26 protein-coding genes are annotated in these 24582 nt (G+C 34.4%); 10 read left to right on the top strand and 16 right to left on the bottom strand.

Annotated elements, in window-relative coordinates; translation table 11 throughout:
* Positions 1–264 precede the first annotated feature (264 nt).
* The gene (locus MY04_RS17025; protein WP_066211642.1) at positions 265–3174 is read right to left on the bottom strand and encodes a PAS domain-containing sensor histidine kinase; all 2910 of its coding nucleotides are present in this window, start codon (positions 3172–3174) and stop codon (positions 265–267) included.
* 70 nt (positions 3175–3244) lie between these two features.
* On the opposite strand from MY04_RS17025, the gene MY04_RS17020 reads away from it, so the two are divergent.
* Together MY04_RS17020 and MY04_RS17015 are read left to right on the top strand one after the other, a co-directional pair.
* Positions 3245–4132, top strand: coding sequence for an aldo/keto reductase (locus MY04_RS17020; RefSeq protein WP_066211640.1), 888 nt, complete (start codon positions 3245–3247; stop codon positions 4130–4132).
* Between the two features lie 4 nt (positions 4133–4136).
* Entirely contained in the window at positions 4137–5105 is a 969-nt protein-coding gene (locus MY04_RS17015) for an ion channel (RefSeq protein ID WP_066211638.1), read from the top strand.
* A 45-nt stretch (positions 5106–5150) separates the two neighbouring features.
* Here the strand turns inward: MY04_RS17015 and uvrC are convergent, their stop codons facing one another.
* A complete protein-coding gene (uvrC, locus tag MY04_RS17010) occupies positions 5151–6959 on the bottom strand; it encodes an excinuclease ABC subunit UvrC (protein ID WP_066211636.1) in 1809 nt (602 codons plus the stop codon).
* A gap of 479 nt (positions 6960–7438) precedes the next feature.
* Between uvrC and MY04_RS17005 the strand changes: the two genes are divergently transcribed.
* Positions 7439–7945, top strand: a complete 507-nt coding sequence (locus MY04_RS17005; protein WP_066211634.1) for a transglycosylase domain-containing protein — start codon at positions 7439–7441, stop codon at positions 7943–7945.
* Between the two features lie 2 nt (positions 7946–7947).
* Here the strand turns inward: MY04_RS17005 and MY04_RS17000 are convergent, their stop codons facing one another.
* The 11 genes from MY04_RS17000 to MY04_RS16950 form a co-directional block, all read right to left on the bottom strand.
* Positions 7948–8490 carry a DUF2911 domain-containing protein gene (locus MY04_RS17000; protein WP_066211632.1) on the bottom strand — a complete coding sequence of 181 codons (543 nt, stop codon included), beginning with the start codon at positions 8488–8490 and terminating at the stop codon, positions 7948–7950.
* A gap of 39 nt (positions 8491–8529) precedes the next feature.
* Positions 8530–8865 carry a HepT-like ribonuclease domain-containing protein gene (locus tag MY04_RS16995; protein WP_066211630.1) on the bottom strand — a complete coding sequence of 112 codons (336 nt, stop codon included), beginning with the start codon at positions 8863–8865 and terminating at the stop codon, positions 8530–8532.
* A complete protein-coding gene (locus MY04_RS16990) occupies positions 8855–9163 on the bottom strand; it encodes a nucleotidyltransferase family protein (protein WP_066211629.1) in 309 nt (102 codons plus the stop codon). Before MY04_RS16990 ends, MY04_RS16995 begins: the two co-directional genes overlap by 11 nt.
* 148 nt (positions 9164–9311) lie before the next feature.
* Positions 9312–10424, bottom strand: coding sequence for a bifunctional histidinol-phosphatase/imidazoleglycerol-phosphate dehydratase HisB (hisB, locus tag MY04_RS16985; protein WP_066211627.1), 1113 nt, complete (start codon positions 10422–10424; stop codon positions 9312–9314).
* A gap of 95 nt (positions 10425–10519) precedes the next feature.
* Positions 10520–11347, bottom strand: coding sequence for a GWxTD domain-containing protein (locus MY04_RS16980; protein WP_066211625.1), 828 nt, complete (start codon positions 11345–11347; stop codon positions 10520–10522).
* A 155-nt stretch (positions 11348–11502) separates the two neighbouring features.
* Complete coding sequence (locus MY04_RS16975; RefSeq protein WP_066211623.1) at positions 11503–12081, bottom strand: MarC family protein; 579 nt, start codon at positions 12079–12081, stop codon at positions 11503–11505.
* Between the two features lie 5 nt (positions 12082–12086).
* Positions 12087–13295 carry a 3-phosphoshikimate 1-carboxyvinyltransferase gene (locus MY04_RS16970; protein WP_066211621.1) on the bottom strand — a complete coding sequence of 403 codons (1209 nt, stop codon included), beginning with the start codon at positions 13293–13295 and terminating at the stop codon, positions 12087–12089.
* Between the two features lie 11 nt (positions 13296–13306).
* A complete protein-coding gene (gene lipB, locus MY04_RS16965) occupies positions 13307–14035 on the bottom strand; it encodes a lipoyl(octanoyl) transferase LipB (protein ID WP_066211619.1) in 729 nt (242 codons plus the stop codon).
* Positions 14036–14244: 209 nt separating this feature from the next.
* A complete protein-coding gene (locus MY04_RS16960; protein ID WP_066211617.1) occupies positions 14245–14616 on the bottom strand; it encodes a hypothetical protein in 372 nt (123 codons plus the stop codon).
* Positions 14617–14837: 221 nt separating this feature from the next.
* Entirely contained in the window at positions 14838–15773 is a 936-nt protein-coding gene (locus MY04_RS16955; protein ID WP_066211615.1) for a UDP-glucuronic acid decarboxylase family protein, read from the bottom strand.
* Positions 15774–15798: 25 nt separating this feature from the next.
* Positions 15799–16425 carry an L-threonylcarbamoyladenylate synthase gene (locus MY04_RS16950; protein ID WP_066211613.1) on the bottom strand — a complete coding sequence of 209 codons (627 nt, stop codon included), beginning with the start codon at positions 16423–16425 and terminating at the stop codon, positions 15799–15801.
* 215 nt (positions 16426–16640) lie between these two features.
* Here MY04_RS16950 and MY04_RS16945 point away from each other — a divergent pair, with 215 nt between their 5' ends.
* The 3 genes from MY04_RS16945 to MY04_RS16935 all read left to right on the top strand — a co-directional run bounded on the left by MY04_RS16945 (position 16641) and on the right by MY04_RS16935 (position 18860).
* The gene (locus MY04_RS16945; protein WP_066211611.1) at positions 16641–17195 is read left to right on the top strand and encodes a GNAT family N-acetyltransferase; all 555 of its coding nucleotides are present in this window, start codon (positions 16641–16643) and stop codon (positions 17193–17195) included.
* Complete coding sequence (locus tag MY04_RS16940; protein WP_066211609.1) at positions 17188–17766, top strand: non-canonical purine NTP diphosphatase; 579 nt, start codon at positions 17188–17190, stop codon at positions 17764–17766. The genes MY04_RS16945 and MY04_RS16940 overlap by 8 nt, the downstream gene beginning before the upstream one ends.
* A 134-nt stretch (positions 17767–17900) precedes the next feature.
* Complete coding sequence (locus MY04_RS16935) at positions 17901–18860, top strand: hypothetical protein (protein ID WP_066211607.1); 960 nt, start codon at positions 17901–17903, stop codon at positions 18858–18860.
* 83 nt (positions 18861–18943) lie between these two features.
* Here the strand turns inward: MY04_RS16935 and MY04_RS16930 are convergent, their stop codons facing one another.
* Both MY04_RS16930 and MY04_RS16925 read right to left on the bottom strand, forming a co-directional pair.
* Positions 18944–19471 carry an RNA methyltransferase gene (locus MY04_RS16930; RefSeq protein ID WP_066211605.1) on the bottom strand — a complete coding sequence of 176 codons (528 nt, stop codon included), beginning with the start codon at positions 19469–19471 and terminating at the stop codon, positions 18944–18946.
* A gap of 13 nt (positions 19472–19484) precedes the next feature.
* Positions 19485–19886 (bottom strand): ArsR/SmtB family transcription factor, encoded by a 402-nt coding sequence (locus tag MY04_RS16925; protein ID WP_066211604.1) that lies wholly within the window; start codon positions 19884–19886, stop codon positions 19485–19487.
* A 428-nt stretch (positions 19887–20314) separates the two neighbouring features.
* Between MY04_RS16925 and hemC the strand changes: the two genes are divergently transcribed.
* The 4 genes from hemC to MY04_RS16905 all read left to right on the top strand — a co-directional run bounded on the left by hemC (position 20315) and on the right by MY04_RS16905 (position 22765).
* The gene (gene hemC / locus MY04_RS16920; protein WP_066211602.1) at positions 20315–21241 is read left to right on the top strand and encodes a hydroxymethylbilane synthase; all 927 of its coding nucleotides are present in this window, start codon (positions 20315–20317) and stop codon (positions 21239–21241) included.
* Between the two features lie 81 nt (positions 21242–21322).
* Entirely contained in the window at positions 21323–21847 is a 525-nt protein-coding gene (gene nuoB / locus MY04_RS16915; protein WP_066211599.1) for an NADH-quinone oxidoreductase subunit NuoB, read from the top strand.
* 2 nt (positions 21848–21849) lie between these two features.
* Positions 21850–22338, top strand: a complete 489-nt coding sequence (locus MY04_RS16910; protein ID WP_066211597.1) for an NADH-quinone oxidoreductase subunit C — start codon at positions 21850–21852, stop codon at positions 22336–22338.
* Between the two features lie 112 nt (positions 22339–22450).
* Positions 22451–22765: a YbjQ family protein gene (locus MY04_RS16905; RefSeq protein WP_066211595.1), complete on the top strand. Its 315-nt coding sequence runs from the start codon at positions 22451–22453 to the stop codon at positions 22763–22765.
* A gap of 386 nt (positions 22766–23151) precedes the next feature.
* Here the strand turns inward: MY04_RS16905 and tnpC are convergent, their stop codons facing one another.
* A complete protein-coding gene (gene tnpC / locus MY04_RS16900; protein ID WP_169055540.1) occupies positions 23152–24579 on the bottom strand; it encodes an IS66 family transposase in 1428 nt (475 codons plus the stop codon).
* Between the last annotated feature and the right edge of the window lie 3 nt (positions 24580–24582).

Here is a 24582-nt window from a genome sequence, read left to right as displayed (position 1 = left end):
AAGGTAAGAAGAGATTTTTAATTCGCAACACTCATTACAATTCGTTAAGCTTTTCGCTAACTCAGTAAGAATATCGCTGTTCTTCTTTACAATCTGTCAATCCCAAAGCACCTATACAAATGCTTTGTTTTTGTTGGCCTTCCGTTTGAAGGGAGTGCAAAGGTAAGAAGAGATTTTTATAAAACAATACTTCCACACAAAACACCTTTTAAACAAAAGTCAACTTACTGTATCACAAACAAGTACGTCATGAAAATATTCTAATTATTTTAATTTGGGTAAGGAAACTGTGAAATTTGTCCCCGAATTAGGATCTGATTTCAAATGAATTTCTCCATTTAATACATTGATAGCTTCTTTTACAATAAACAAACCTAACCCCGTACCATCACTTTGCTCACTTGCTCTGTAGAACATATCAAACACTTTGGTTTGTTCATGTTTTGATATTCCTTCTCCATTATCAACAAAAGAAAGTATTAAACTCTCATTATCATCTAAGGATGCTGTTATATCCAAGTAATGTTTATCCTTTTCTCTGTCGTAGTATTTTATTGCATTTGTATATAGATTGGTGAGGATACTTCTGAACCGGTATTTATCAGTCACCACTTTTAATTGTTCATCCATATTGATGTTAACAACATAATTTAATGGAGCACTAAACTTATGAGTATGTATGATGGTTTCTAATTGTTCTTTTAAATTAATTTCTTCTGGAACAATATTTTTCCTATTGTTTCTTAGATATTCTCCAAAATCACTGATAAGATCCAACATTCTATCCACGTTTTTATCCATCATTGGAAGATAAACGTCTTTCACAACATCAGATGACTCTCTATAACCAAGATTTACTAAACCTCTTAAAGAAGTAATTGGACCTTTTAGGTCATGGGTGGTACTGTATAAAAATCTATCTAATTCCTTATTGGTTTCTATCAGTTCTTTATTCTTATGTAAAAGGCCCATTTCATACTCCTTTCTTTTAGATATATCATGAGCATTAAATATGGTATATAACTTCCCTTTTATCTTCGTCAGGTTAGCACATAATTCAACGTCAACTAATGAATTATCTCGTTTCACCATTTTGACTTCTATTTTTTGAGGTGTTGAAATATCTCCTTGACGGCATTGTTGACGATATTTTAATACTCTGTCTTGGTCTTCTTCATAAAACAGATTAATAAAGACCATGCCTCTCAAATCGAAATAATGATTATAACCCAAAAGTTTCTGAAGCCCCCTATTATAATTTGCTATTCTGCCAGAGTATTCAGCAATGAAACTATCTCTAGCTGCATTCAACATTGACTTCAACCAGATTTTCTTACTCTTATTTAATTCTTCTTCATTTTTTCTTGCTGTAATATCTGTTACTGCACCAACAAATCGTTTTACTTCTCCTTTACGATTATAGATTGCCCTGCCTTTGATATTAATAAACTCAATACCTGATGCTGCATTTAAATTATTATTGCATTTAATATCAAGATCTATAGGTTCATGAAATAAGGATAGCTTCTTTATTGCGTTGATCATTGGAAACAGATAAGGTGTATCAACGAAATTTAGAATAGCCTTTAATGATAGATTTCGATGTTTATCGTCTTTTAGTCTAAGCATACTAATAAGATGATCTGACCAGTAAAAACGATTATTTTTCACATCAAAAACCCAATTCCCAACTTTGGTGACTCTTTGAATTTCCTTTATATAGGATTCGTTCCTTTTCAAAAGGTTTAAAGAATGCTTTTGCTCGGTTATATCTTGCAATGCTCCATACAAACCAACAATTCTTTGATGTCGTACAATAGGTTTTCCGTTTAACCTTACCCATTGTTCTCCTTTAAATTTTGAATTTATTTTTAATTCAAAATTGAAGTTAGTTTTATTTCTAAAAGCAGATAATAAAATTTCTTTAGCTTGTTCTTTTGATGTTTCATCAGAGTTATTTAAAAGGAATGTAGGATTTTTTTCTACAAACTCTTTTGACACTCCAATAACTTGTGCCACTTCTTCTGTGACTAGCATTTTCTTAGAAAAGCGATCATATACCCATCCACAAGCTTTAATTAGCCTTTGCATCTCGTGAAGTATATGAGAGTTTCTTTCTTTAAGGGTTATATTTTTAAGCGTTACGAATAAGGCTGATTTATGATCAGACAAAATCACTTTCTTATTCTCCAACTCAAACAATAAGGAATCGTTGTCTTTCTTTTTAAGATCAAGAAACATATTGTTTTTATTGACCAACCACTCTTTATTACGGAGTAATTGGGAAAATTCACCTTGAACCTCTTTTTTAATGGTTGAATGAACAAAATCAACAAAATCTCTATTGATAAATTCTTCTTCCTTGTACCCCAATAAATCCTGAAGATGTTTATTGATCTTTATGATCTTTCCTGTATCACTCACTAATACATATCCAGTATTACTACTATTAAGCATTACACTGAACATATCTTCGATGGAATTCCTAGCGGTGACATCTCTTGACTTTACTAGACAAGCGATGACATTATTTTGATAATCGTGTATTGGTGAGTAATCTGTTCGAATAAATACCAAATCATTTGATTCTGACAAATAGGTTACTTCTGTTTGGTATTTTTCTCCATTTAAGGCTTTATTGATTCCAGTATTTACCCTTTTTGATTTATTGAGTAATTCTTCAAATCGATTATTTAATGAAATTGGCTTTCTAATTAACCGTTCCAATAAATTTTCTAAAGGGATATTCTTTTTTATCATCTTCTTATCGGAACTAATAATAGCAATTGCATCATTTGTAGTTTCTAATAAGTGATCAAAAAGAGTATGAAAGTTGAAAGTTTTTGATTCAGTTAATAACGGATTAATTCTAAAGATCTTAAAAGTGTTTTCCTCATTTTCTATTCTTACAAGCGATTTGTTACCATCGTTATCATATAATTCCTTGATAATAGAAGTATTTCGGATTACTTCTTTGAATGCACCTCTAAAAATCCCTTGCCATTCTATTGGACAAACATCAAAAAAAGAATTTAATTTGTAGTCGTGTTCACTGACAGAAAAAACAAACTGCTGCTCATCATAACCCGAAAGCAATAGAAAATCTGCTTTCTGAATTATCAGAAAGGGATAATTTTGTATTTGCTCATTGTATATTTGAGGAGAAAAATTCATTTCGCAGTTAATTTCTGGGCCGTCGAACAGTAGTTAAATACAACTTAATGATCACAATTTAAAGATTAAATTGGATAAAAAGAAAAATATTGACCGTATTATGATTTCAAAAATAGTCACAGGTGTTTGGAATTGGGGAGCTCATACCCCTCAGCAAATCAACGAATTAATTCAAAGAAGTATTGATTCAGGGATCACTACTTTCGATCATGCTGATATTTATGGCGGTTATACCATTGAAAAATTATTTGGAGATGCGTTATCACTCACTCCTTCTTTAAAAGATAAATTACAGATTGTTACAAAATGTGGAATTAAGTTGATTCACCCGAATCGTCCTAACCATGCGATCAAATCTTATGATACGAGTAAACAACATATTGTTACTTCTGTAGAAACTTCTTTAAAGAACCTTCAGGTAGATACTTTAGATTATTTACTTATTCACCGTCCAGATCCTTTGATGAACATCGATGAGGTGAGTGAGACTATAGAGAGTTTGAAGAAAGAAGGCAAAATCAAGGAGTTTGGTGTGAGTAACTTCTTACCTCATCAGCTAGAGATGTTGAAATCAAGAGTAGATATTAAAATCAACCAAATTGAGATTTCTCCGCTAAAAACGGATGCATTGTATGATGGATCATTAGATCAATGCCAACAATATGGTATCACTCCAATGGCTTGGTCTCCGCTTGGAAATGGCAAAATCTTCACTGCTCAAGATGAAAAAACGCTTTACCTAAAGAATACTTTAGCACAGGTTGGAGAGAAATATAACTTGGCATTAGATCAAACTATCTTTGCATGGCACTTAACGCACCCTGCCGGAATTACTCCTGTTTTAGGAACAACAAAAGCAGAAAGAATTGAGACTGCCGCAAAAGTAATGTCAATAAAACTAGAAAATGAAGATTGGTTTAGAATATTAGAGGCGGCTGAAGGAAACGAAGTGCCTTAACAATATGTCAGATAAAAATAAAAAAATATTAGACCCAGGGGTTGGTGCTTCTTACAGACAAAGAACGAAACGAATCATCAACCCTGATGGTACATTTAATGTTCGTAGAATTGGGACGCTTAATGTAATACAAGATGCCTACCATTGGTTAATTACTATTCCTTGGTTACCTTTTATTGCTGTTGTAACGTCTGTAATTCTTGCAACAAACTTTTTGTATGCCTATATCTATTGGTTTATTGGCATTGAATACATTGGTGGTGCACCTACGGGATTCTTTTGGGATGACTATGTGAGTGCCCTCTTTTTTAGTGTGCAAACTTTTACTACCGTTGGGTATGGAGCAATGTCGCCCGATGGACAATTTGTAGGTTTGATTGCTTCTTTGGAAGCTTTCAACGGACTTTTGCTTTCCGCATTTTCTACCGGTATTCTGTATGGTCGATTCTCTCGTCCAATGTCCAAAATAAAATTTTCTGAGGTGGCACTACTTACACCTTATAAAGGAACTGATGATTATTCCATCCAATTTAGGATTATCAATAAGCGATCGAATACTGTACTTCATATGAAAGCATCTGTATTTTTATCACTAAATGATAAAAACGATAGAGATGGAACGTATTCACATCGTAGGGATTTTTATGATCTGTCTTTAGAAAGATCGAGTATAATGTTTATGCCCCTTTCATGGACGATCGTACATATTATTGATAAAAATAGCCCTTTATATGGCATCACTCTTAAAGAATTGGTCGAAAGGCAGGCCGAAATGTTGATTACCTTAAACGGTTATGATGAAACATTTGGGCAAGACACTTATTCTTATCACTCTTATGTAGCCGATGAGTTTGAAGAAAACAAACGATTTATTAGAAACTTTAATGTTGCTGATAATGGTGATATTCTACTTCATGTAAATGATGTGGACCTAAGAGAAGACATTCCGCCAAAAGAAGATAAAGAGTCATAAAGTAAATCCCCCTTTCAATTTGATATTCATGAAAGGGGGATTTTTTTATGCTAAACCGTCTTTTACTTTTTGCGCTTTACTCTGACCAACCACTTGTGCCACCTCTTCAATTGGAGCAGATTTAATATTTGATATCGTCTTAAACTGCTTGAGTAATTTTTGAATGGTATTTGGTCCAATACCAGGAATCTCTTCTAGTTTGGATTGAATACTTCCTTTACTTCTTAGGTTTCTATGGAACGTGATGCCAAATCGATGAGCTTCATCTCTAAGTCTCTGAACCAACTGTAAAGACCTAGACTTTTTACTCAAATGTAAAGGAATGGGATCTTCCGGGAAGAAAATTTCTTCTAGCTTTTTAGCAATACCTATAACAGGTAGCTTACCATAGAGTCCTAAACGTTCCAACGCTGTAACGGCAGAACTCAGTTGACCTTTACCTCCATCGATAATCACCAATTGAGGGAGTTTCTGTTTTTCATCAAGTAGTCTTCTATATCTACGATAAACTGCTTCCTCCATTGATGCAAAATCGTCCGGGCCTTCTACTGTTTTCACATGAAAATGTCGATAGTCTTTTTTCGATGGCTTTCCATCCTTAAATACCACACAAGCAGATACAGGGTTTGTTCCTTGAATATTGGAGTTATCAAAACACTCGATATGAACAGGTATTTCACTTAACTGAAGTTCATTTTTCAGTTGAACGAGTACTTGATAATTACTCTTCTTATCACTTATTTCCCCTCTTGAAGTTTCCCTCTCTCTTTTGTAATACATCGCATTCTTAAAAGAAAGTTGAATCAGCTTTTTACCATCACCTATTTTCGGAACAGTAAATTCTAACCTTTCATCTTCATCCAATTGATCACTTAAATCGATGTTTGTATATATTTTTTGAGAAGATGTATTGTATCTATTTCTAAACTCCATAATGGCATAAATCAATAACTCTTCGTCTGATTCATCCATCTTTTTAGTCAGCTGAGTGGATTCTGTCACCATAATTCCACCGTTGGTGATTTTGATGAAGTTGACATAAGCGAATTTCTCATCAGAAACAATGGCGTACACTTCACAATCTCTAAAAGTAGGTGATACCACTAGCGATTTTGATTGGTAGTTGGTCAGTAAGTCTAATTTTTGTTTCCATTTTTGTGCCTCCTCGAAAGCCAACTGTTCCACCGACTCTTGCATCTTTTGGGTGAAATAATCCTTTGGTATACTCAAATTACCTTTCAGGATTTGTAATACCTGATCGATATCCTGTTGGTAATCTTCCTCTTTTTGTTTCCCCTCGCAAGGTCCCAAACAGTTATTGATATGAAATTCCAAACATACACTATACTTTCCTGCTGCAACATTTTCTTGGGATAGATTGAAAGTACAGTTTCTTATTTTATATAACTGTTTGAATAGATCTAGTAAAGCAGACATTTGTCGACCATTCGGGTATGGTCCAAAATATTTATGGCGTTTGTCCTGAATGTTCCTTGTAGAAAACACTCTTGGAAAACGCTCCCGAGTAACACATATATAAGGATACGTTTTATCGTCCTTAAGAAGAATATTGTATTTAGGCTGATTCTTCTTGATTAGATTATTCTCTAAGAGTAATGCATCGTACTCTGTATCGACCACTACGAATTCTAGCTTTCTAATTTCGCTAACTAACCGTTGCGTCTTTCGATTTAAACCAGCTTGTTTTAAAAAATAAGAGGATACTCTATTTCTAAGCTTTTTGGCTTTTCCGATATAGATGATTTTCCCTTCGTCGTTAAAATATTTATAGACTCCAGGTTGCATTGGTAAATTCTTTACCGCATTCATTAATTCCTCTTTGTACGACTGCATTATATATATTTTATCATTCGATACCTGATGTAAAAATTGTACATCAAATACTTTTTGAGACGGTTATTGATGAGTGTCTATGTAAATTTATTGCTTATTTATAAGAATCAAAAAACGTTTTTAGTTACTATTTATTGTATTTCTTTGATAGAAAATGAATCAAAAGTTGAATTTTTTGAGGTTTATTCGTTAAATATCAACCAAATACATTGATATCATTTTTGTTTTACATAAAAAAAACAGAAATTTATAGTACTGAATCTATCTTCTGATAACATTGAACAAGTAAGCGCGACAATTTGTTCCATGCTATTTAACCGTGATTACCATACAATTACCTAATACGCCTTCACTAGATGATTATAAATTTTTTAAAAAGATTATTCTATTTCTTCTTAGGATTACACCTCCTTTTCTGCCTTTATATCGGCTTGGGCACTTTATATATAAAGTGGGCTAACCCTACGTTATCACCTTATATGTTAGCGAGGGCAAATTTTGATGCCTCAAAAATAATTACTCCTCAATTCAGACCGATCGGTAGTATTCCAACAGATTTAAAAACAGCTGTAATGGGTGTTGAGGATCCTGACTTCTATTTACACAATGGAGTTGCTCTTGAGAAAAAGCCTTTGATGAATGCTACTATTTCTCAGAAAGTAGTGAGAAATATGTTTTTAATGCCACACGACAACAATTTAGGTATGTACTTAGAAAGTATTGGTGCGGTAGAAATGGAATTGTTCTTAGGTAAGGAACGTATATTCGAACTATTTATGAATTACGTAGAATGGGGCGATAATATTTACGGTATTGGTGAAGCTGCCGATTTCTATTACAAGAAAGACCTGCCTTACTTATCAAGAACTCAAAAATTAAAACTAGCCTCAGTTTTAGCAGATCCTATTAAAGTTGAACCATCTACTTATAATAAGGATGAAGTTATTGAAGCTAGATTTAAATTATTGAATTCTTTTATGGAATAAGTTTATTCCTCTTCAGGTTTTCTTATTGGAATCACTATAGATATTCTTTGCCAAATAGCCACCAAGTTACACCCTTCATCATCTTCTTGAAGAAAAATAGAGAACTTCTGAAATATTCTAAAGGAGTTCAACGCAGGTGTCTTTATTCTAAAAACATCCTCTTTTTTATTGTACTTAAAAGTACCCCATGCTCCCTGAGCTTTATTTACGATAAGGGTCCATTCCGCTGTATCTGGAATAGCATATAAAGAATATGTTCCTGCTTTTAGATGTTGCCCTCCAAAATTCACGTCTTTAGATACTGTGATTTCTGTGGCATCATCGTCACCAAAACGCCATAATTTTCTCCATGGAACTGACACCCCGAATTTAGTATCAAAATCTGATCTCATTTTAGGACGACCATAAGTCACTTTTACATAAGTACCGTCCTTCATTTTATAAGTAGCCAAACCTGTTTCACTTTTCCTAGGTTTGTGCTTTAATTCTTGTCCGAAGAGTTGGAAACTACAAAGGACAAATAATGTGATGTATAGTGTTTTCATGTTTTTTGATATCTTCAAAAGTCGATTGTTTGATATGATTTAGTTTAATAGTAACTCTTCAACTTCAGCTTTAAGCTTGGGTAAATGTTTAGTGATAATGCCCCATATTACGACGTTATCTACTTTATCATACCCGTGGATAACCCAATTTCGTGTATCAACAATCTGTCTTGAATTTTCAATATTGATATTTGAATCAATTTTTAATATTCTATTTGTTGCTTCCCCTATTATCTCAATTTCTCTCTCAACAGCCCTTCTAAGAAGCTTATTATTCTGGTATTCAAAAAAATTTCGTTCATCTCCTAAGTATTCAAAAATAGAATCTATTGAGACTTTTATATCATATAAGTATTTTTTTATTTCACGCTTCATAAATCAACTGTTTAGATTCATCAACGCTTTCAATAAAATACGGATTAGATAGAGACGACTCTGTTACTAGATCAATTTTTCTCTTAAATAATTCTTGAAGTTTATAATGAAGCGAAAAATAATTTTCAGTGTATTCCTCGATTGATAATTTATCAGTAAAAGATATTAAAAAATCTATATCACTCTTTTCAGTAAATTTTCCTTTAACCGCAGAACCAAATACATACATTTTCTTTACCCCAAGCTTAGAACAAAGAGCCTTTAAATCTGCTAACTTATTTTGAAGTATTTTTTGCATGATTACTCATTTACGTTTGGAAAATAATCTATTCTAATGATACTAAATTCTTGGTTGAATTAGAAATTTCAATCAAATTTATAAAAAAACAGAAGAAAGAAAGCATTCCAACTCTCCAACTTCTGTTTAAGAAAAGATTCAATATATCTTATAAAACCCCTTTAGTTGATGGGATTTCGTTATTTCCTTCTTCTACTTTTATCGCCATTCTCATCGCTTTAGCAAATGCTTTAAAAGTTCCTTCAATAATATGGTGGTCGTTATCGCCTTCTGTTTTGATGTTTAGGTTACAACCGGCAGCATCAGAAAATGATTTAAAGAAGTGAGAGAACATTTCTACAGGGAAATCGCCTACACTTTCTCTTTTCAATGGAGCATCGCAAACAAACCAAGGGCGGCCAGAAAAATCTAGTGCTACTTGTGCCAATACTTCATCCATAGGTGCGATGAAGAAACCATATCTTTCGATACCTCTCTTATCTCCTAATGCTTTTTTAATGGCTTCGCCAATAGCTAAACCTGTATCTTCAATCGTATGGTGTTCGTCGATGTATAAATCGCCTTCCACTTTTACAGTAAGATCAATTTTTCCATGGCGTGCTACTTGATGCAACATATGATCGAAGAATCCGATACCTGTTGATAAATCAGATTGACCTGTTCCGTCTAGATTAACACCAATAAGAATTTTTGTTTCGTTGGTAATTCTTTCTACTCTAGCCATTCTACCTGCAGGCGAGTAGTTTTTCAAGAATTTATAGATTTCAATCCAAGAAGTGGTTTCTAAAACGGCTTCTTTCGACTGACCTTTCTCTCCTATGAAAATACCCTTAGATCCTAAGTTTTTAGCCAATTCAACATCAGTTAATCGATCACCGATCACAAATGAATTTTCTAAATCATAGTCTCCTTTCATGTATTTATCTTCTAGCAAGCCCGTTCTTGGCTTTCTAGTAGGAGCATTTTCTTTTTCGAAAGTTTTATCAATTAAAATATCATCAAAAACAATCCCTTCTCCTTTAAGTGTATCCAGCATTTTATTATGTGCCGGCCAGAAAGTATCCTCAGGATAGCTATCAGTACCCAATCCGTCTTGGTTGGTGACCATTACTAATTCGTAATCTAATTCCTGAGCAATTTTTTGTAACTGAGAGATGGCTAAAGGAACAAATTCTAACTTTTCTAAAGAGTCCACCTGATAATCCACTGGCGGTTCTACGATTATTGTTCCATCGCGGTCGATAAATAATGCTTTTTTCATAAAGCTTGTCTGTAGTTTTTGATTACACTTTAATAGAAGCACTTATCAAATATGCCTCTTGAACACGCAATATAACACTATTGAGTAAGAAGTGTTTATTGTAATGTTCCATTTCTCCACTTCTTCACAGTATCAAACCAAATTCTCTTGTAATCATAAGATCTTTTTAGTTCGTAGTGTGACCCCGTAAACTGATTATCTTCTTCAAAGAAATCAAATTCTACCTGACCGTGGTTTAAGTTGCTATTGTACGACCATCGGATTCCACCATCTATGTTACTAATTGTATCGGGTGATCCAAAAATGATATATATAATTCCTCTATCTGTCTTCCATCCTTCCTTGTAATCCGTAAACTTAATATTCGCTTCAGTCACTCTCTCAAAGTATAATTTGATTAACCTCTTAGCATTATCCGGCGACCCTGCCACGTTCAACCAAAAGTTTTCGAAAGCCAATCGAGGTCTTTCTCCCTGAACAAAAGACATCATTTCATTCTGAGTGGAGATATACACCATGGTCGGATAGATGTTTTTCATTTTTCGGTATTTCGGAAAATCTTCCGTTACACCAATAAAACCCTCTCCAGCTTTTGCTGTTGTATCCGATTGAATAAAATACAAACCTTTCTTATTTACAGAAATTGTCTCATTGGCCGTTACCTGAAAAGTGGTATCCACAATCATAGGATTCCCCATATTGGCATTTTCCACCATCGGAGGAGGTGCAGGCATAAAGTCTGTCGAAAAATGATACACAAAATAAGGCGTCCCAGGGTTTCCTTTTACAGAAAACGTTTCTCCCGGTTTGGCATAGTTCGTATTATTACTCAAACCAATAGAAAAGCTATTTTGGGCATTTACCGTTTGAGTGATAAGAATGATGTTGAATATCAGATAGAATATTGATGTCGTCTGTCTCATCAAAAAGTTTTGAATGAAGGATTACTAGTTCTTTATGATATTAAGTTAATAATTTTTTGGAAGTTTAATAAGGTTACTCCTGTAATTCTCCATATCATTTGATATAAAAAAAGGAATCCATTACTGAATTCCTTTTTCATTGAAGCGATTCACTTCTATATATTCGTTTTGAATAATTTGATAGCAATTGCCAACAAGATGATACCAAATACTTTTCTCAAGATATTGGCACCACCTTTACCTAATTTTGTTTGAATCCATCCCGAACTTTTCAGAACGATATACACAAAAATTAGGTTGATAATGATACCGAGTAAAATACTCCAATTCGAGTATTCCGATTTCAACGAAATAATCGTTGTCATACTACCTGCACCTGCAATTAATGGAAACGCAAGTGGAACAATCGATCCTGACCCTCCTTCATCGGGTTCACTTTTAAAGAAAGTGATGCCCAATATCATCTCCAATCCTAATAAGAATAGAATAATTGCACCTGCAATGGCAAATGAACTTACATCAATACCAAAAAGATTAAGAATCTGTGTACCTACTATCAAAAACAAAATCATAATCACACCCGCTACAACGGTGGCTTTTAACGATTCTATTTTTCCCTCTTTTTCTCTTAAATCAATAATAATTGGAATGGAACCAATAATATCAATTACTGAAAAAAGAATAAGTGAAACAGATGCTACTGCTTTAAAACTGATGTCTAAACTTATATCCATATGTATTACTCTTCTGTAACAAACCCTGCAGCTGCGAGGTCTTCCCAATACGATGGGTAAGATTTTGCCACTACTTCAGGTTCGTCGATATTTAACTCACCTAACATAGACAAAGGAGCAAAAGCCATAGCCATTCTATGATCTTCATACGTATGTATGCTTTGTCCTTCGATTTTTATACCGCCTTTCGGCACACGGATTTCCTCATCACCGATCACCTCAATCTCCAAACCTAATTTTCTGATTTCGTTTTGAAGTGCTGCAATTCTATCCGTTTCTTTAATTCTTAAACTCTGAAGGCCGATCATTCTACCTTCCATACCCATCGCAGCCACTAAAGACACAATAGTTTGTGCCAAGTCAGGACAGTGTGTAAAGTCGAAATAGAATTTCTCAGCTTTCTCCATTTTTGACAAGCGAACGCCATCTGCCTCAAAAGTAGATTTCACGCCTAATTGCTCCATCATCTCTACAATTGCCTTATCCCCTTGAAGTGAATCTTCTCTTAAGTGCATGATTTTGATATCACACTCTTCAGATAAAGCGGCAATTGAATACCAGTAACTTGCACCCGACCAATCCGACTCAATAGTGTATTCGCCTGATTGATAATCTTGATGGGTTACTTTAATGATATTTTCTTCCCAAGTATATTTCACTCCAAAACGTTCCATCAAGCTTAATGTCATCATGATGTATGGTTTAGAAGCCACAGTACCTTCTAAAGTCAATTCCAAACCTTTTGGTAAAGTTGGAGCGACTAAAAGTAAAGCAGAAATATACTGACTACTTACATCACCACGGATACTCACTTTCTCAGAAACTTGATTAAAGCTTTTGATCTCATGTGGAGGATATCCATCGTTTTTCTGATATTCAATTTCAGCACCTAATGTTCTAAGTGCATCCACTAAAATACCGATAGGACGCTCTTGCATACGTGCCGTACCTGTCATTAAAGACGGACGGTTATTTGCTGCAGTATACGCCGTTAAAAAACGCATTGTTGTCCCTGCATCCAAAACATCTAGCGTATGATCGCCAGAATCTAATAAACGCATCATTGTCTGTGTATCTCTAGCCATAGAGATATTTGACAACTGAATACTTTCTTTCGCACACGCTTGAATAATCAAAGCTCTATTACTCTCTGACTTTGACGATACCAATGGTACATTCAAGCTAACCTTTTTAGAAGGGTGATGTATTTTCATAGTCTATTCTGTTAGTTCTCTTGGTTTTCAAACAACTCCATTTCGAATAGGGTAGCCAAATGATTTTTCAATTTGCCTTCCACTTCGCTCATATCAAGTTGATGTCCTAATTCTTGTTCCATCGAAGTAACTGCTTTATCAGAGATACCACAAGGAACGATATTGCCGAAAAATTTTAAATCTGCATTTACGTTTAAAGCAAAACCATGCATTGTTACCCAACGCGATGTTTTTACTCCCATAGCACAGATTTTTCTAGGATTAGGATCGTTTTCTTCTCCAATCCACACACCTGTTAGTCCATTAATTCTTCCCGACTTAATGCCATAATCGGCCAAAGTAAGGATAATTGCCTCTTCCAACAGTCTTAAATATTTATGTATATCTGTAAAGAAGTTATCAAGATCTAGGATAGGATAACCTACAATTTGACCAGGACCATGATAAGTAATATCTCCTCCACGGTTGATCTTAAAAAACTCTACATGTTCTCTATCCAATCCTTGTTGATCCAATAAAAGATGTTCCTCTTTACCGCTTTTTCCTAATGTGTACACATGAGGGTGTTCCACAAACAATAAATAATTATTGGTTGTTTCCGCTTCTTCTCCTCTATCTGTTCTTCTTCTATTTTCGAGCTTGGTCTGAACAATACCATCAAACAATTCCGTTTGATAATCCCATGCTTGGGCATATTTCATATTACCAAGGTGACGAAATTCGACTTTTTTGTTCATCATATTCTTCTCCTACAAATTACTTGATGTTGAAAAAGATAATACAACATCAAATAATATTAAAGTGAAACTCAATTACTATAATGTATCATCAAAACACCATTTGAAATACTACTTTACTATGAGCTTTTCTTTTCCAACTGCGAAATTGCATAAAAAAAACCTCTTCTGTAAATAGAAGAGGTTGATATATTGAAAATTTCTTGATTTTTCTAGTTTGTGGACTTTATATACGACAAAAACTCACCTTGAATACCCAAGGTGCTCGCTAATTTTAACATAGCAGTAGCTTCCATTTCACTAATGTAGCCTTTCCTATTGTTGGCATCCCAAGCAAGGGAAATGTATTTAAGTCGTATTTCTTTCGGAAACTCTAGCATAACCTCAGATAAGTACTGTTTAGCATTATCAAAAGCATTTACATAATCTTCAGCTATAAATTTGGTCGCCCATTCAAGTTCAGCATGACCGTCAATATTAGTCGCAGTTTCGTCAAGAATTGCCTGTTCATCTTCATCAAGTCCATGATAATGGAATATTACAGATTTTATGAGAAGGTAGGCTTTTTTCTCTTCACTAGTCATTTATTTCAATAACAAAGTTTACTTGACAAATATAACATTATATGTCATCTCACCAAATAAACGTTAATGTTAATACGTTGATCAAATGAATAATTATTCAATCAACTTATTGTTAATTAAACAGTTATACAAAAATCATTTCTAACAAAAAAAACTGTCATATAGCAAAAAAGAAGCTCTATTTATACAATAAAGCTTCTTTTTCCATGAACAGTGGAATGTTATTTTACTTTTTTCTGGAAATAGTCCAAAGTAAGTTTCAAACCTTCTGCTCTATCTACTTTTGGAGTCCAATCCAAAATTTCTTTCGCTCTTGTGATATCTGGCTGTCTCACTTTTGGATCATCTTTAGGAAGATCTTTGTAAATCACTTTTGATTTAGATCCAGTAAGTGCAACAATTTCCTCTGCAAATTCTTTGATCGTAATTTCTTGAGGATTACCAATATTTACTGGTTGGTGGTAATCTGACATAGTCAATCGGTAAATACCTTCTACCAAATCGGCTACATAACAGAAAGATCTTGTTTGAGAACCATCACCAAATACAGTAATATCTTCTCCTCTTAATGCCTGACTCATGAATGCTGGTAGAGCACGACCATCATCCAGACGCATTCTTGGACCGTATGTATTGAAGATACGAACCATACCTGTGTTCACACCATGGAAAGTATGGTACCCCATTGTGATTGCCTCTTGGAATCTTTTTGCTTCATCGTACACACCACGTGGTCCGATTGGATTTACATTACCCCAATAATCTTCTTTCTGAGGGTGAACATTTGGGTCACCATACACTTCTGAAGTAGAAGCAATGATAAATCTAGATTTTTTTACTCTAGCTAATCCTAATAAATTATATGGTGCCAAAGATCCTACTTTTAGTGTTTGGATAGGCATTTCCAAATAATCAATTGGGCTTGCAGGTGATGCGAAATGTAGAATGTAATCCACTTCTCCAGGAACGTGAACAAACTTAGTTACATCATGATGGTAAAATTCAAAATTAGGGTTACCGAATAGATGAGAAATATTGTCTTCGCTACCAGTTAAGAAGTTATCCATTCCGACAACCTTAAAACCGTTGTCCAGGAACTTATCGCACAAGTGTGATCCAAGGAAACCTGCTGCTCCTGTTATTAGGACTCTTTTCATTGTATGTAAATAATTTGGTTATTGCTTATAAAAAATCAGAGATATCGCCTGCTCCTTCCCTTACTACATCAAAATCTCCGTTGGTTAAATTGACTACCGTTGATAGATGAATATTTCCGAAGCCGCCATCGATAACAGCATCTACTTGTTTTTCGTAATCTTCGTAAATCAATTCAGGGTCAGTTGGATATTCTAAAATATCATCATCTTGTTTAAGAGAAGTAGTCACAATAGGATTACCCAATAATCGTACTAACTCTCTTGGGATATTATTATCAGGCACACGAATACCCACTTCTTTTTTCTTAGTATCTACCAACTTTGGAACAGCACTACTTGCATTCATAATAAAAGTATAAGGACCAGGAAGGGCTTTCTTTAATATTCTGAATGTAGGTGTTTCTATATGTTTCACATAAGTGGTGATATCAGATAGATCGTAACAAATAAACGATAGATTCATTTTATTTGCCTTCAGACCTTTAAACCTCAATAATTTTTTTAAAGCGGCGGTATTATTTAAATCGCAACCCACACCATATACAGTGTCGGTAGGATAAATCACTAAACCTCCTTTCTTTAATATTTTTACTACCTCATTAAGAAGTCTCTCTTGAGGATTATCTGCATTGATTCTAAAAAATTCTGCCATGACTCGTCAAAGTTAATATGTGTGCTTAAAGGTTCAATTAATTTACTTAAAAAATGCTCTTTTTAGAAGAAGATTTACTATATATTGCTAACTCTCCTAAGTACGATGAAAATTATCATGTAAATATAGAACTGTTTTCATCATAGTTTATTGGATTACATTATACACAAGAGTATTTTTTTAAAGACTCTACTTAATAATCTAACCACGTTATAATGGGATATATCACCATCAAAGTTAAAACTACCTATCTAGAATTAAAAAATAATCTAGTAACACAATATACTTTTCCTTTTGAAGTAGATGTTCTTCCTTGGCAACCTAAAGACACTCAAGAATACTTAAAAGTGTATAAGTCAGTGGGTGATGCTTGGGGATGGACGGGCAGCACTTTATTGGATCATGAAACACTTTCCGGTAGGATTCATTCTCCTTTGAGAATATTCTACCTTTTAAAGGTAAGTGATGAAGTAGCTGGGTTTATTGAGTTTGTTCTTGATGATAAAAAGGAAGTTGAAATATTATACTTTGGCTTAACGCCTAATTTTATTGGTAAAAAACTTGGATTACCCTTTTTAAGTACAACAATTGATAAAATAATCCAACAATATGATATCAAAAAAGTGTGGTTGCATACTTGTGAATACGATCACCCTTCTGCGATAAAGAATTATGAAAAAGTAGGCTTTGAAGTCATCAAAGAAGAACTGGTGGAAGAACCCTACGATGAAGACTATTTAGAAGAATTTAAAAAGAAATATCATGGATAAGATCTGTTTTGCGACAAACAATCCGAATAAATTAAAGGAAATCCAAAGACAGCTTGAAGGGCAATATCAAGTAGTAAGTCTAAAGGAAATTGGATGTGAAGAGGAATTGCCAGAGACACAAGAAACATTGGAGGGCAACTCTGCTCAAAAAGCACAATATGTTTGGGACAATTACAAAGTAAGCTGTTTTGCTGACGATACTGGATTAGAAATTAATGCGCTAGACGGTGCACCAGGTGTGTATTCTGCTCGATATGCAGGTCCTCAAAGAGACAGTGATGACAATATGGACCTTGTCCTTAAAAACTTAGAAGATAAAGCTGACCGATCAGCAAGATTTAGAACCGTCATCACTTTAGTTTGGAATGGAGAAGTAAAACAAGTGGATGGCATTGCTGAAGGAGAAATCATTACAAAAAGAACAGGTGATGATGGATTCGGTTATGACCCTATTTTCCGTCCTAATGGATATGATAAAACATTTGCTCAAATTTCTGCAGATGAAAAGAATAAAATTAGCCATAGAGGTAAAGCAGTAGAAAAATTAATCACTTTATTGAAAAATCTATAAAAATATCACCTTCTAGACTCTATTAATGAGTGAAGAAGGTGATACCCCTCTAATTTTACTTTTAGTTTAGTATATTGACTCATCAGTGTTTCATCAATGATGTCACCTATCATATTTTTTAAACGTTCTACTACATGTTACTAACATTACAAACAAAGAAGCAGTATAGAAATTTTGGTTTGGCCTTTGGTATCGCTTCTTTAGCGATTCAGATTCTTCCATTATTCTATGCTATGGCTACAAAAGACAATGTGCAGATCAATATTATTGGTCGATTTGTGATTTCATTTTTTGGTGCTCCTACCATCTTATTTTTTGGGTTAGCGTTATTAAAATCATACAAAGAAAAAGCACTTTTTTGGATAGGAATATTGGGCGTTTGGCTCACAGTTATGCTCAATATTTATATTTTTAAGTGGGGAGAAGAAGTATACCTTCAAAATATTTTGCACGACCTTTCTAGAAAAGTCATGGCTATGATTCTAGGATTACTAGCTATTCGATACTTTATACAATCGAAAAATTTTATTCATTTAATTATAGGTTTTAGTGTTATCATATTGATGACGGTTACCAATAGTGTTTTACAAACCTATAAGATACTACCTATAGGAGATATATTAGAACAATCGCTTTTGGGAGCAATGTTCTATGTACTTACACTTGGTTTTGGATATATATTATTCAAAATATTTTCAAGTAAAGACGATGCAGAAGATGATTTGGCTGAGGATTTATTTACTCCATTCTCTAAAGCACATTTAGTATTCTACTTTATGATTATAGGTCTTTATTTCTCAGATTTCTGGAAAGGCAATATTGCATGGCAGACAGAGCTAAATATTTTATTTATGTCATTATTTGCCATGATTGGTATTATCTACTTCTCAAAAAATATCATTACGATTGGTATGGCAATTACGTTAATCTCTTTGATTGGACGAATTATCGCTTTCTATCAAACAAACTCGATGGAAGCGACTTTCTCTATTGTTTTCTCATTGATGATATTGGGATTATTCGAATTCTCAAGAAGAGCAAATAATGAGGAGGAAAAAGCTTTGAAAAAAAGGGGTGGGCGTAAAACCACTTAGATATATACTGAATATCAACTTAAAAAAGCAGGCTACTCCAAACAAAATTGAGGTAGCCTGTTTTACTTTTGATACTTATCAAATTACATTTTCTTCTGAAGTACCTGCCATAACACTACGCCGATGGTTACCGATACATTCAAAGAGTGTTTCGTTCCGAACTGAGGAATTTCCAAAGCTGCATCCACTTCTTCAATAGCTTCATCGCTTACGCCCATCACTTCGTTACCAAAAACCAATGCTATTTTTTCATCTTTAGTGGTTTCTAAATCTTGAAGCATTGTACTTCCTTCTACTTGCTCTACTGCATAGACTTTATATCCTTCTTCTTTTAGTTTTTTGATGGCATCCACAGTTTCATCAAAATGTTCCCAAGCGACAGTATCTTGTGCTCCTAAAGCTGTTTTATGAATATCTCTATGAGGTGGTTTTCCTGTTATCCCGCAAAGTACTACTTTTTCAATGGCAAAAGCATCACCCGTTCTAAAGGAAGACCCCACATTGTTTAAGCTTCTAATGTTATCTAAAACAACAACAATATTATTTTTTTCTTGACTTTTGAACTCTTCAGCACTCACTCTGTTAAGTTCGTCCATACTTAATTTTCTCATTATTCTGATCTATTTAATCCCCCTCAGGGTAATGATGACTCATTCTTCTTTTTTCAATTTTATTCATCGCCAACTCTCTGTTGCTCGATAAAATTCTATAGGTCTCTTGATCTTCCAACAATTGGGTATCCCTTTCCATATACTTAAATATCGTTTCAATAATTCCTGATAATTCTTCTTTTATGGAATAAAAAGACCATTGATCTATTTTTCTTACACTTAACAAACCTGCATTTTTCATATAGATTAAATGCCTTGATGTTTTTGTTTGTGTAAAATCAAGTACTAATTCGATGTCTGAAATACACATTTCTGTGTTTTCATAGAGTAAGTGCATGATACGAATACGAGACTCCTCTCCGAGGGCCTTCATTATCTGTGTGCCTATTGACAAATTGAAGTGTTTCAGCTTCATTTTTTACCTTTTTAAATTCGCTTTCACAAATATGCAAAATATCTTCATTTAAACACATTTTTGAAATAAATAAGGAAAAAATAGTAGTTATGGGTTAACGACATGGTAAAATTCTAAGATTCTATATTTTTTTCACTTGATGTCTTCAATGTTATTAAATAAAATAGTAACATTGTACTAGGTAAAGATAATAGACGTAATGTCTATTATATGGCATGATACACCAGTAACATTAACCAGTTGTGGAAAGACATTCAATATTGTTGGATGTCTTTTTTTATTTAAATAATCAAAAAGTTACTTTTTAAACTACATTTTTCATCTATATCAAATTCTTCACTTTATTTTGAGGATCCCTCTCTTTTTCAGCCATCAAAATTTATTATCTTCGCATTCTGAGTACACTTACTCAAATTTGATTAGACAATATGGTAGAAAGAACAATAAAAATCGGTACTAGAAAAAGTAAGCTCGCACTTTGGCAAGCTGAATATGTAAAATCACTTTTAGAAGAAAATGGTCTAAAGGGTGAATTGGTATTGATTGAAACGAAGGGGGATAAAATCTTAGATAGATCATTATCGAAAATTGGTTCGAAAGGTGTATTTACAGAGGAGTTGGAAGATCAACTAAGAAACGGAGATATTGATATTGCCGTTCACAGTGCTAAAGATATGCAAGCTTCTTTAGGTGATGATTTCGAATTAATTGCCTTTACTGAAAGAGAAGAATGTCATGATGTATTCGTAAGTCACAAAGAAGATTTTACTGTAGATACAGAAAAAGAATTTGTGATCGGTACTTCATCTGTCCGCCGTGTAGCTATGTTACAGAAACACTTCCCTAAAGCCAAAATTGTTGATGTAAGAGGAAACTTACAGACTAGAATTCAAAAAATGGAAGATGGTCTTTGCGACGTACTTATGCTTGCTTATGCGGGTGTACACCGTATGGGATACGATAATATGATTGTTCACTCTCTTCCTTTAGATACTTTCACTCCTGCTACAGGACAAGGTTGTGTGGCTATTGAGTCAGCAACAACTCTTGACCCTAAAGTAAGGGAAGCCGTAAGAAAAGCAATCAATAATGTAGATACTGAAACTTGTGTTCGTTCGGAAAGAGCTTTCCTTAAAGAATTACAAGGTGGATGTAGTATTCCTGCTTTCTGTTTGGCTACTTGGACGGAAGACAAACAAATTAATATTACTGGCGGTTTGGCTAAACCAAATGCTAGTGAAATTAGATATACATATACTTGTGCTCCTGAAGATGGAGAAAAGATGGGGACGCAGATTGCTAAGGATACTTTGGCGAATGGTGGAGCTGAGGTGCTTGCGGAACTTAAGGGGTAGGTAGCAGGTAGCAGGTAGCAGGTAGCAGGTAGCAGGTAGCAGGTAGCAATTTAACAAACAAAAAACTAATCGCACTCAACTATGAAAGGTCTAATGGATCAACGCTTTGGACAAGGCGAAATTGTAATATCTAAAGTAGATGACTTAATCAACTGGGCGAGACTTTCTTCGTTTTGGCCTTTGGGTTTTGGTCTTGCATGTTGTGCGATCGAAATGATTACAACTTGGTCTTCTGCTTACGACTTAGACCGTTTTGGTGTGATTCCAAGGGGTACTCCTAGACAATCGGATGCTATGATTATCTCCGGTACAGTTACTTTTAAAATGGCGGATAGGGTACGTCGTTTGTACGAACAAATGGCAGAACCTCGTTATGTAATTTCTATGGGTAGTTGCTCTAATTGTGGTGGACCTTATTGGGAACATGGTTATAATGTAGTGAAAGGTGTGGATAGAATTATTCCTGTGGATGTTTATGTTCCAGGGTGTCCTCCAAGGCCTGAAGCGCTAATTGGTGGTATTCTTAAACTTAGAGAAGAAATTCGTAAAGAGACTTTGATGGCACCAAAAGCAGTGGAACGTTTATTAAAGAAACAAAAGGCATAATCATGACTACAGAAGAAATTGCACAGTTAATTCAGAAACATGTGAATGTTGAGGTGGAAGCAAATACAAAACAACCTCAACACGAAATCATCGTCAAAAATGTAGATATAGAAAAGGTTTGTCGTTTTCTTAAATCAGATAATCGTTTGATGTTTGATAACCTTTCATGTCTAACTGGAATCGATAATGGACCAAAAGCCAATACCATGGAAGTGGTCTATAATCTATACTCTATCACCAAATCTTTCCGGCTTACTTTAAAAGTGATGTTGTATAGAGAAACTCCAGTTTTACCATCGGTTACTTCTGTTTGGAAAGCTGCCAATTGGCACGAAAGAGAAGCCTATGATTTAGTAGGTATGACTTTCGAAAATCACCCAGATTTAAGAAGAATCTTATCTCCTGATGATTGGGAAGGGCATCCACTTCAGAAAGATTATAAAGAACAAGAAAAATATCACGGTATCACCGTTAAATATGAGAGAGATTAATTTATCTCTCTTTTTTATTCAAAACTTTAGTAACTTATCAATGCTCTCACTAAATCGTTTAGAAAATGAGAGTGCATTTTCAATTTTTTATCATTAAACAAACAACATTAAAATGATTATCAGCACAACGGAAACTATACCAAACAGAGAAATTTCAGAAATTCTAGGTATCGCTAGAGGAAGTACAGTAAGAGCAAGAAGTGTAGGTAGCGATATCTTTGCTGGTTTAAAAAATCTTGTGGGAGGTGAAATCTCTGAATACACAAAATTGCAAGCCGATTCTCGTGAGCAAGCTATTCAACGTTTGATGGAGGATGCAGATCGTTTGGGAGCTGATGCAGTAGTGAATATCAGATTGACTACCTCTACAGTTATGCAGGGAGCATCTGAAATTTTAGCTTATGGTACGGCAGTAAAATTAAGATAATATGGAATTTGTTGGATTGGGTATGATGTCACTTTATTTTGGATTCTTCGCTTTTTGCGGAGTCGCATTGATCTATCTTATTATCAAAAGGATAAAGAATAAAGATAGGGACGATAATTTTGAACAAAGAAGTAACTGATATTCTATGTTCAACAATATATTTAGACACTCTTAGAAAATAGATTCTAGCACCCATCAAAATTTTGATTTCAAATCTATTTTGATGGGTCTTTTTTTGATCTTTCCTTTGAATCTAATTTCAATCTGAAGATTGTCATCTTATCAGAACACAAAACAATTAAAATCTTTAATTTAAGAACTCTATGGACTCAATTATCCAGGAGGTATTTAGTAATAGCGTAAGCAATCGCCCATCCCGCTAAATACTACTTCACCGGCAGTAATTCCTCAATTTTATTGATCGGCTGATCATCTATTTTTTCTAGCGTTGATTTTAGCCATTCAAAAGGTTCAATGTCGTTCATTTTGGCTGTTGCAAAAAAGGCATAGAACATGGCAGCTTGTTTTGCTCCTTCTTCATTTCCTGCAAACATGTAATTTTTTCGACCAATAGCAAGTGGACGAATTTTATTTTCTATGGGGTTATTATCAATCAAAAGTTTACCGTCAGTTAAGTACATTCGGAGTCCTTTTTCTCTATTGAGAAGATAATGTATTGCTTTTCCTAACTGAGATTTAGGTAAGGCGGTTAGCTTTTTTGCCCACTCAAAAAGCGTATTGATTACAGGAAGAGCATACTTTTGCCTTTGCTGATAGATGATTTTTGGATTAGATTCTTCTTTCAGTGATTTTTCTAGTTCGTACAGCTGACCAATAAGGTTCACTGCCTCCAATGCCCTTTTATCTCCACCTTTATGTGCTTCAAAAAAGTATCGACGTGCGTGAGCCCAACAATTGAGCTGTGTAATTGTTGTTGTTTGGTCAAAATAATCGTAAGCTTTATAGCCATCGGTTTGAGCATAACCTGAAAAAGTATGCAGATGCTCTTTTAAATATTTCCGATCTCGGCCGCTTGCGTAATGAATCGATAATAGTTTTTCTTTAGGATCAAGGTAATACCACATATATCCTTGGTGTGGCTTTCCTTTTTTACCTGTTCCCATCACCTTTATGGTCGATTCATCGATTTGCAAATAGCTACTCTGCTGTATTTTTTGAGTGAGCGTGTCGTATAAAATACTCAGTTTATCCGCCGTTCTTTTTTGTAAGTCAATCAGCGTCGTGTTTTTTAGATAAACACCTTGTCTTTCAAATTGCTTGATAAAACGATGGATGGGGATATGATCGATAAATTTACTTACGACCATCTGTGCGGCTAAACTTGCCGATGTACTTGACTTAGGAAATGGTAAATCTGAAGGTAAATTTGCCTGACTAAACTCGCTGTTCTCTTGATGTGTATCACGAACGTAACGAGGGCAAATAATTCTACGAACATATAAACGAGCAGGCTCGCATTCGAGTACTTCCGTGACATCTTCACCCACTTTATGCCATCCATCCAAATCATGATCAGGTTCAATCACTTCTTCTACACGTTCCAGATGCTCAGGTAAAGCTGTTCGTACAGGCTTTTTCTTTTTGCGTTTGTGAGCAGGAACGGTAATCTCCTGAGAAGGCTCCGTTTTCTGCTCTTTGTCTTGAGCGAAAATAGAGAGCTGATTATCGGGTATATCCGCTTGTTTTCGTTTCTCTGATTTAGAACCGTAAAGCATACTTTGAAGCATTGACAACTGTGTCTTCAGTTGTGCATTTTCTTGTTCTAAATTCGCTATTTTATCATCCTTACTCACCTT

Source organism: Flammeovirga sp. MY04 (assembly GCF_001682195.2).
Taxonomy (GTDB): domain Bacteria; phylum Bacteroidota; class Bacteroidia; order Cytophagales; family Flammeovirgaceae; genus Flammeovirga; species Flammeovirga yaeyamensis.
Note: the sequence above shows the minus strand (reverse complement) of the source record. Positions and strands in the feature narration are given on the sequence as shown.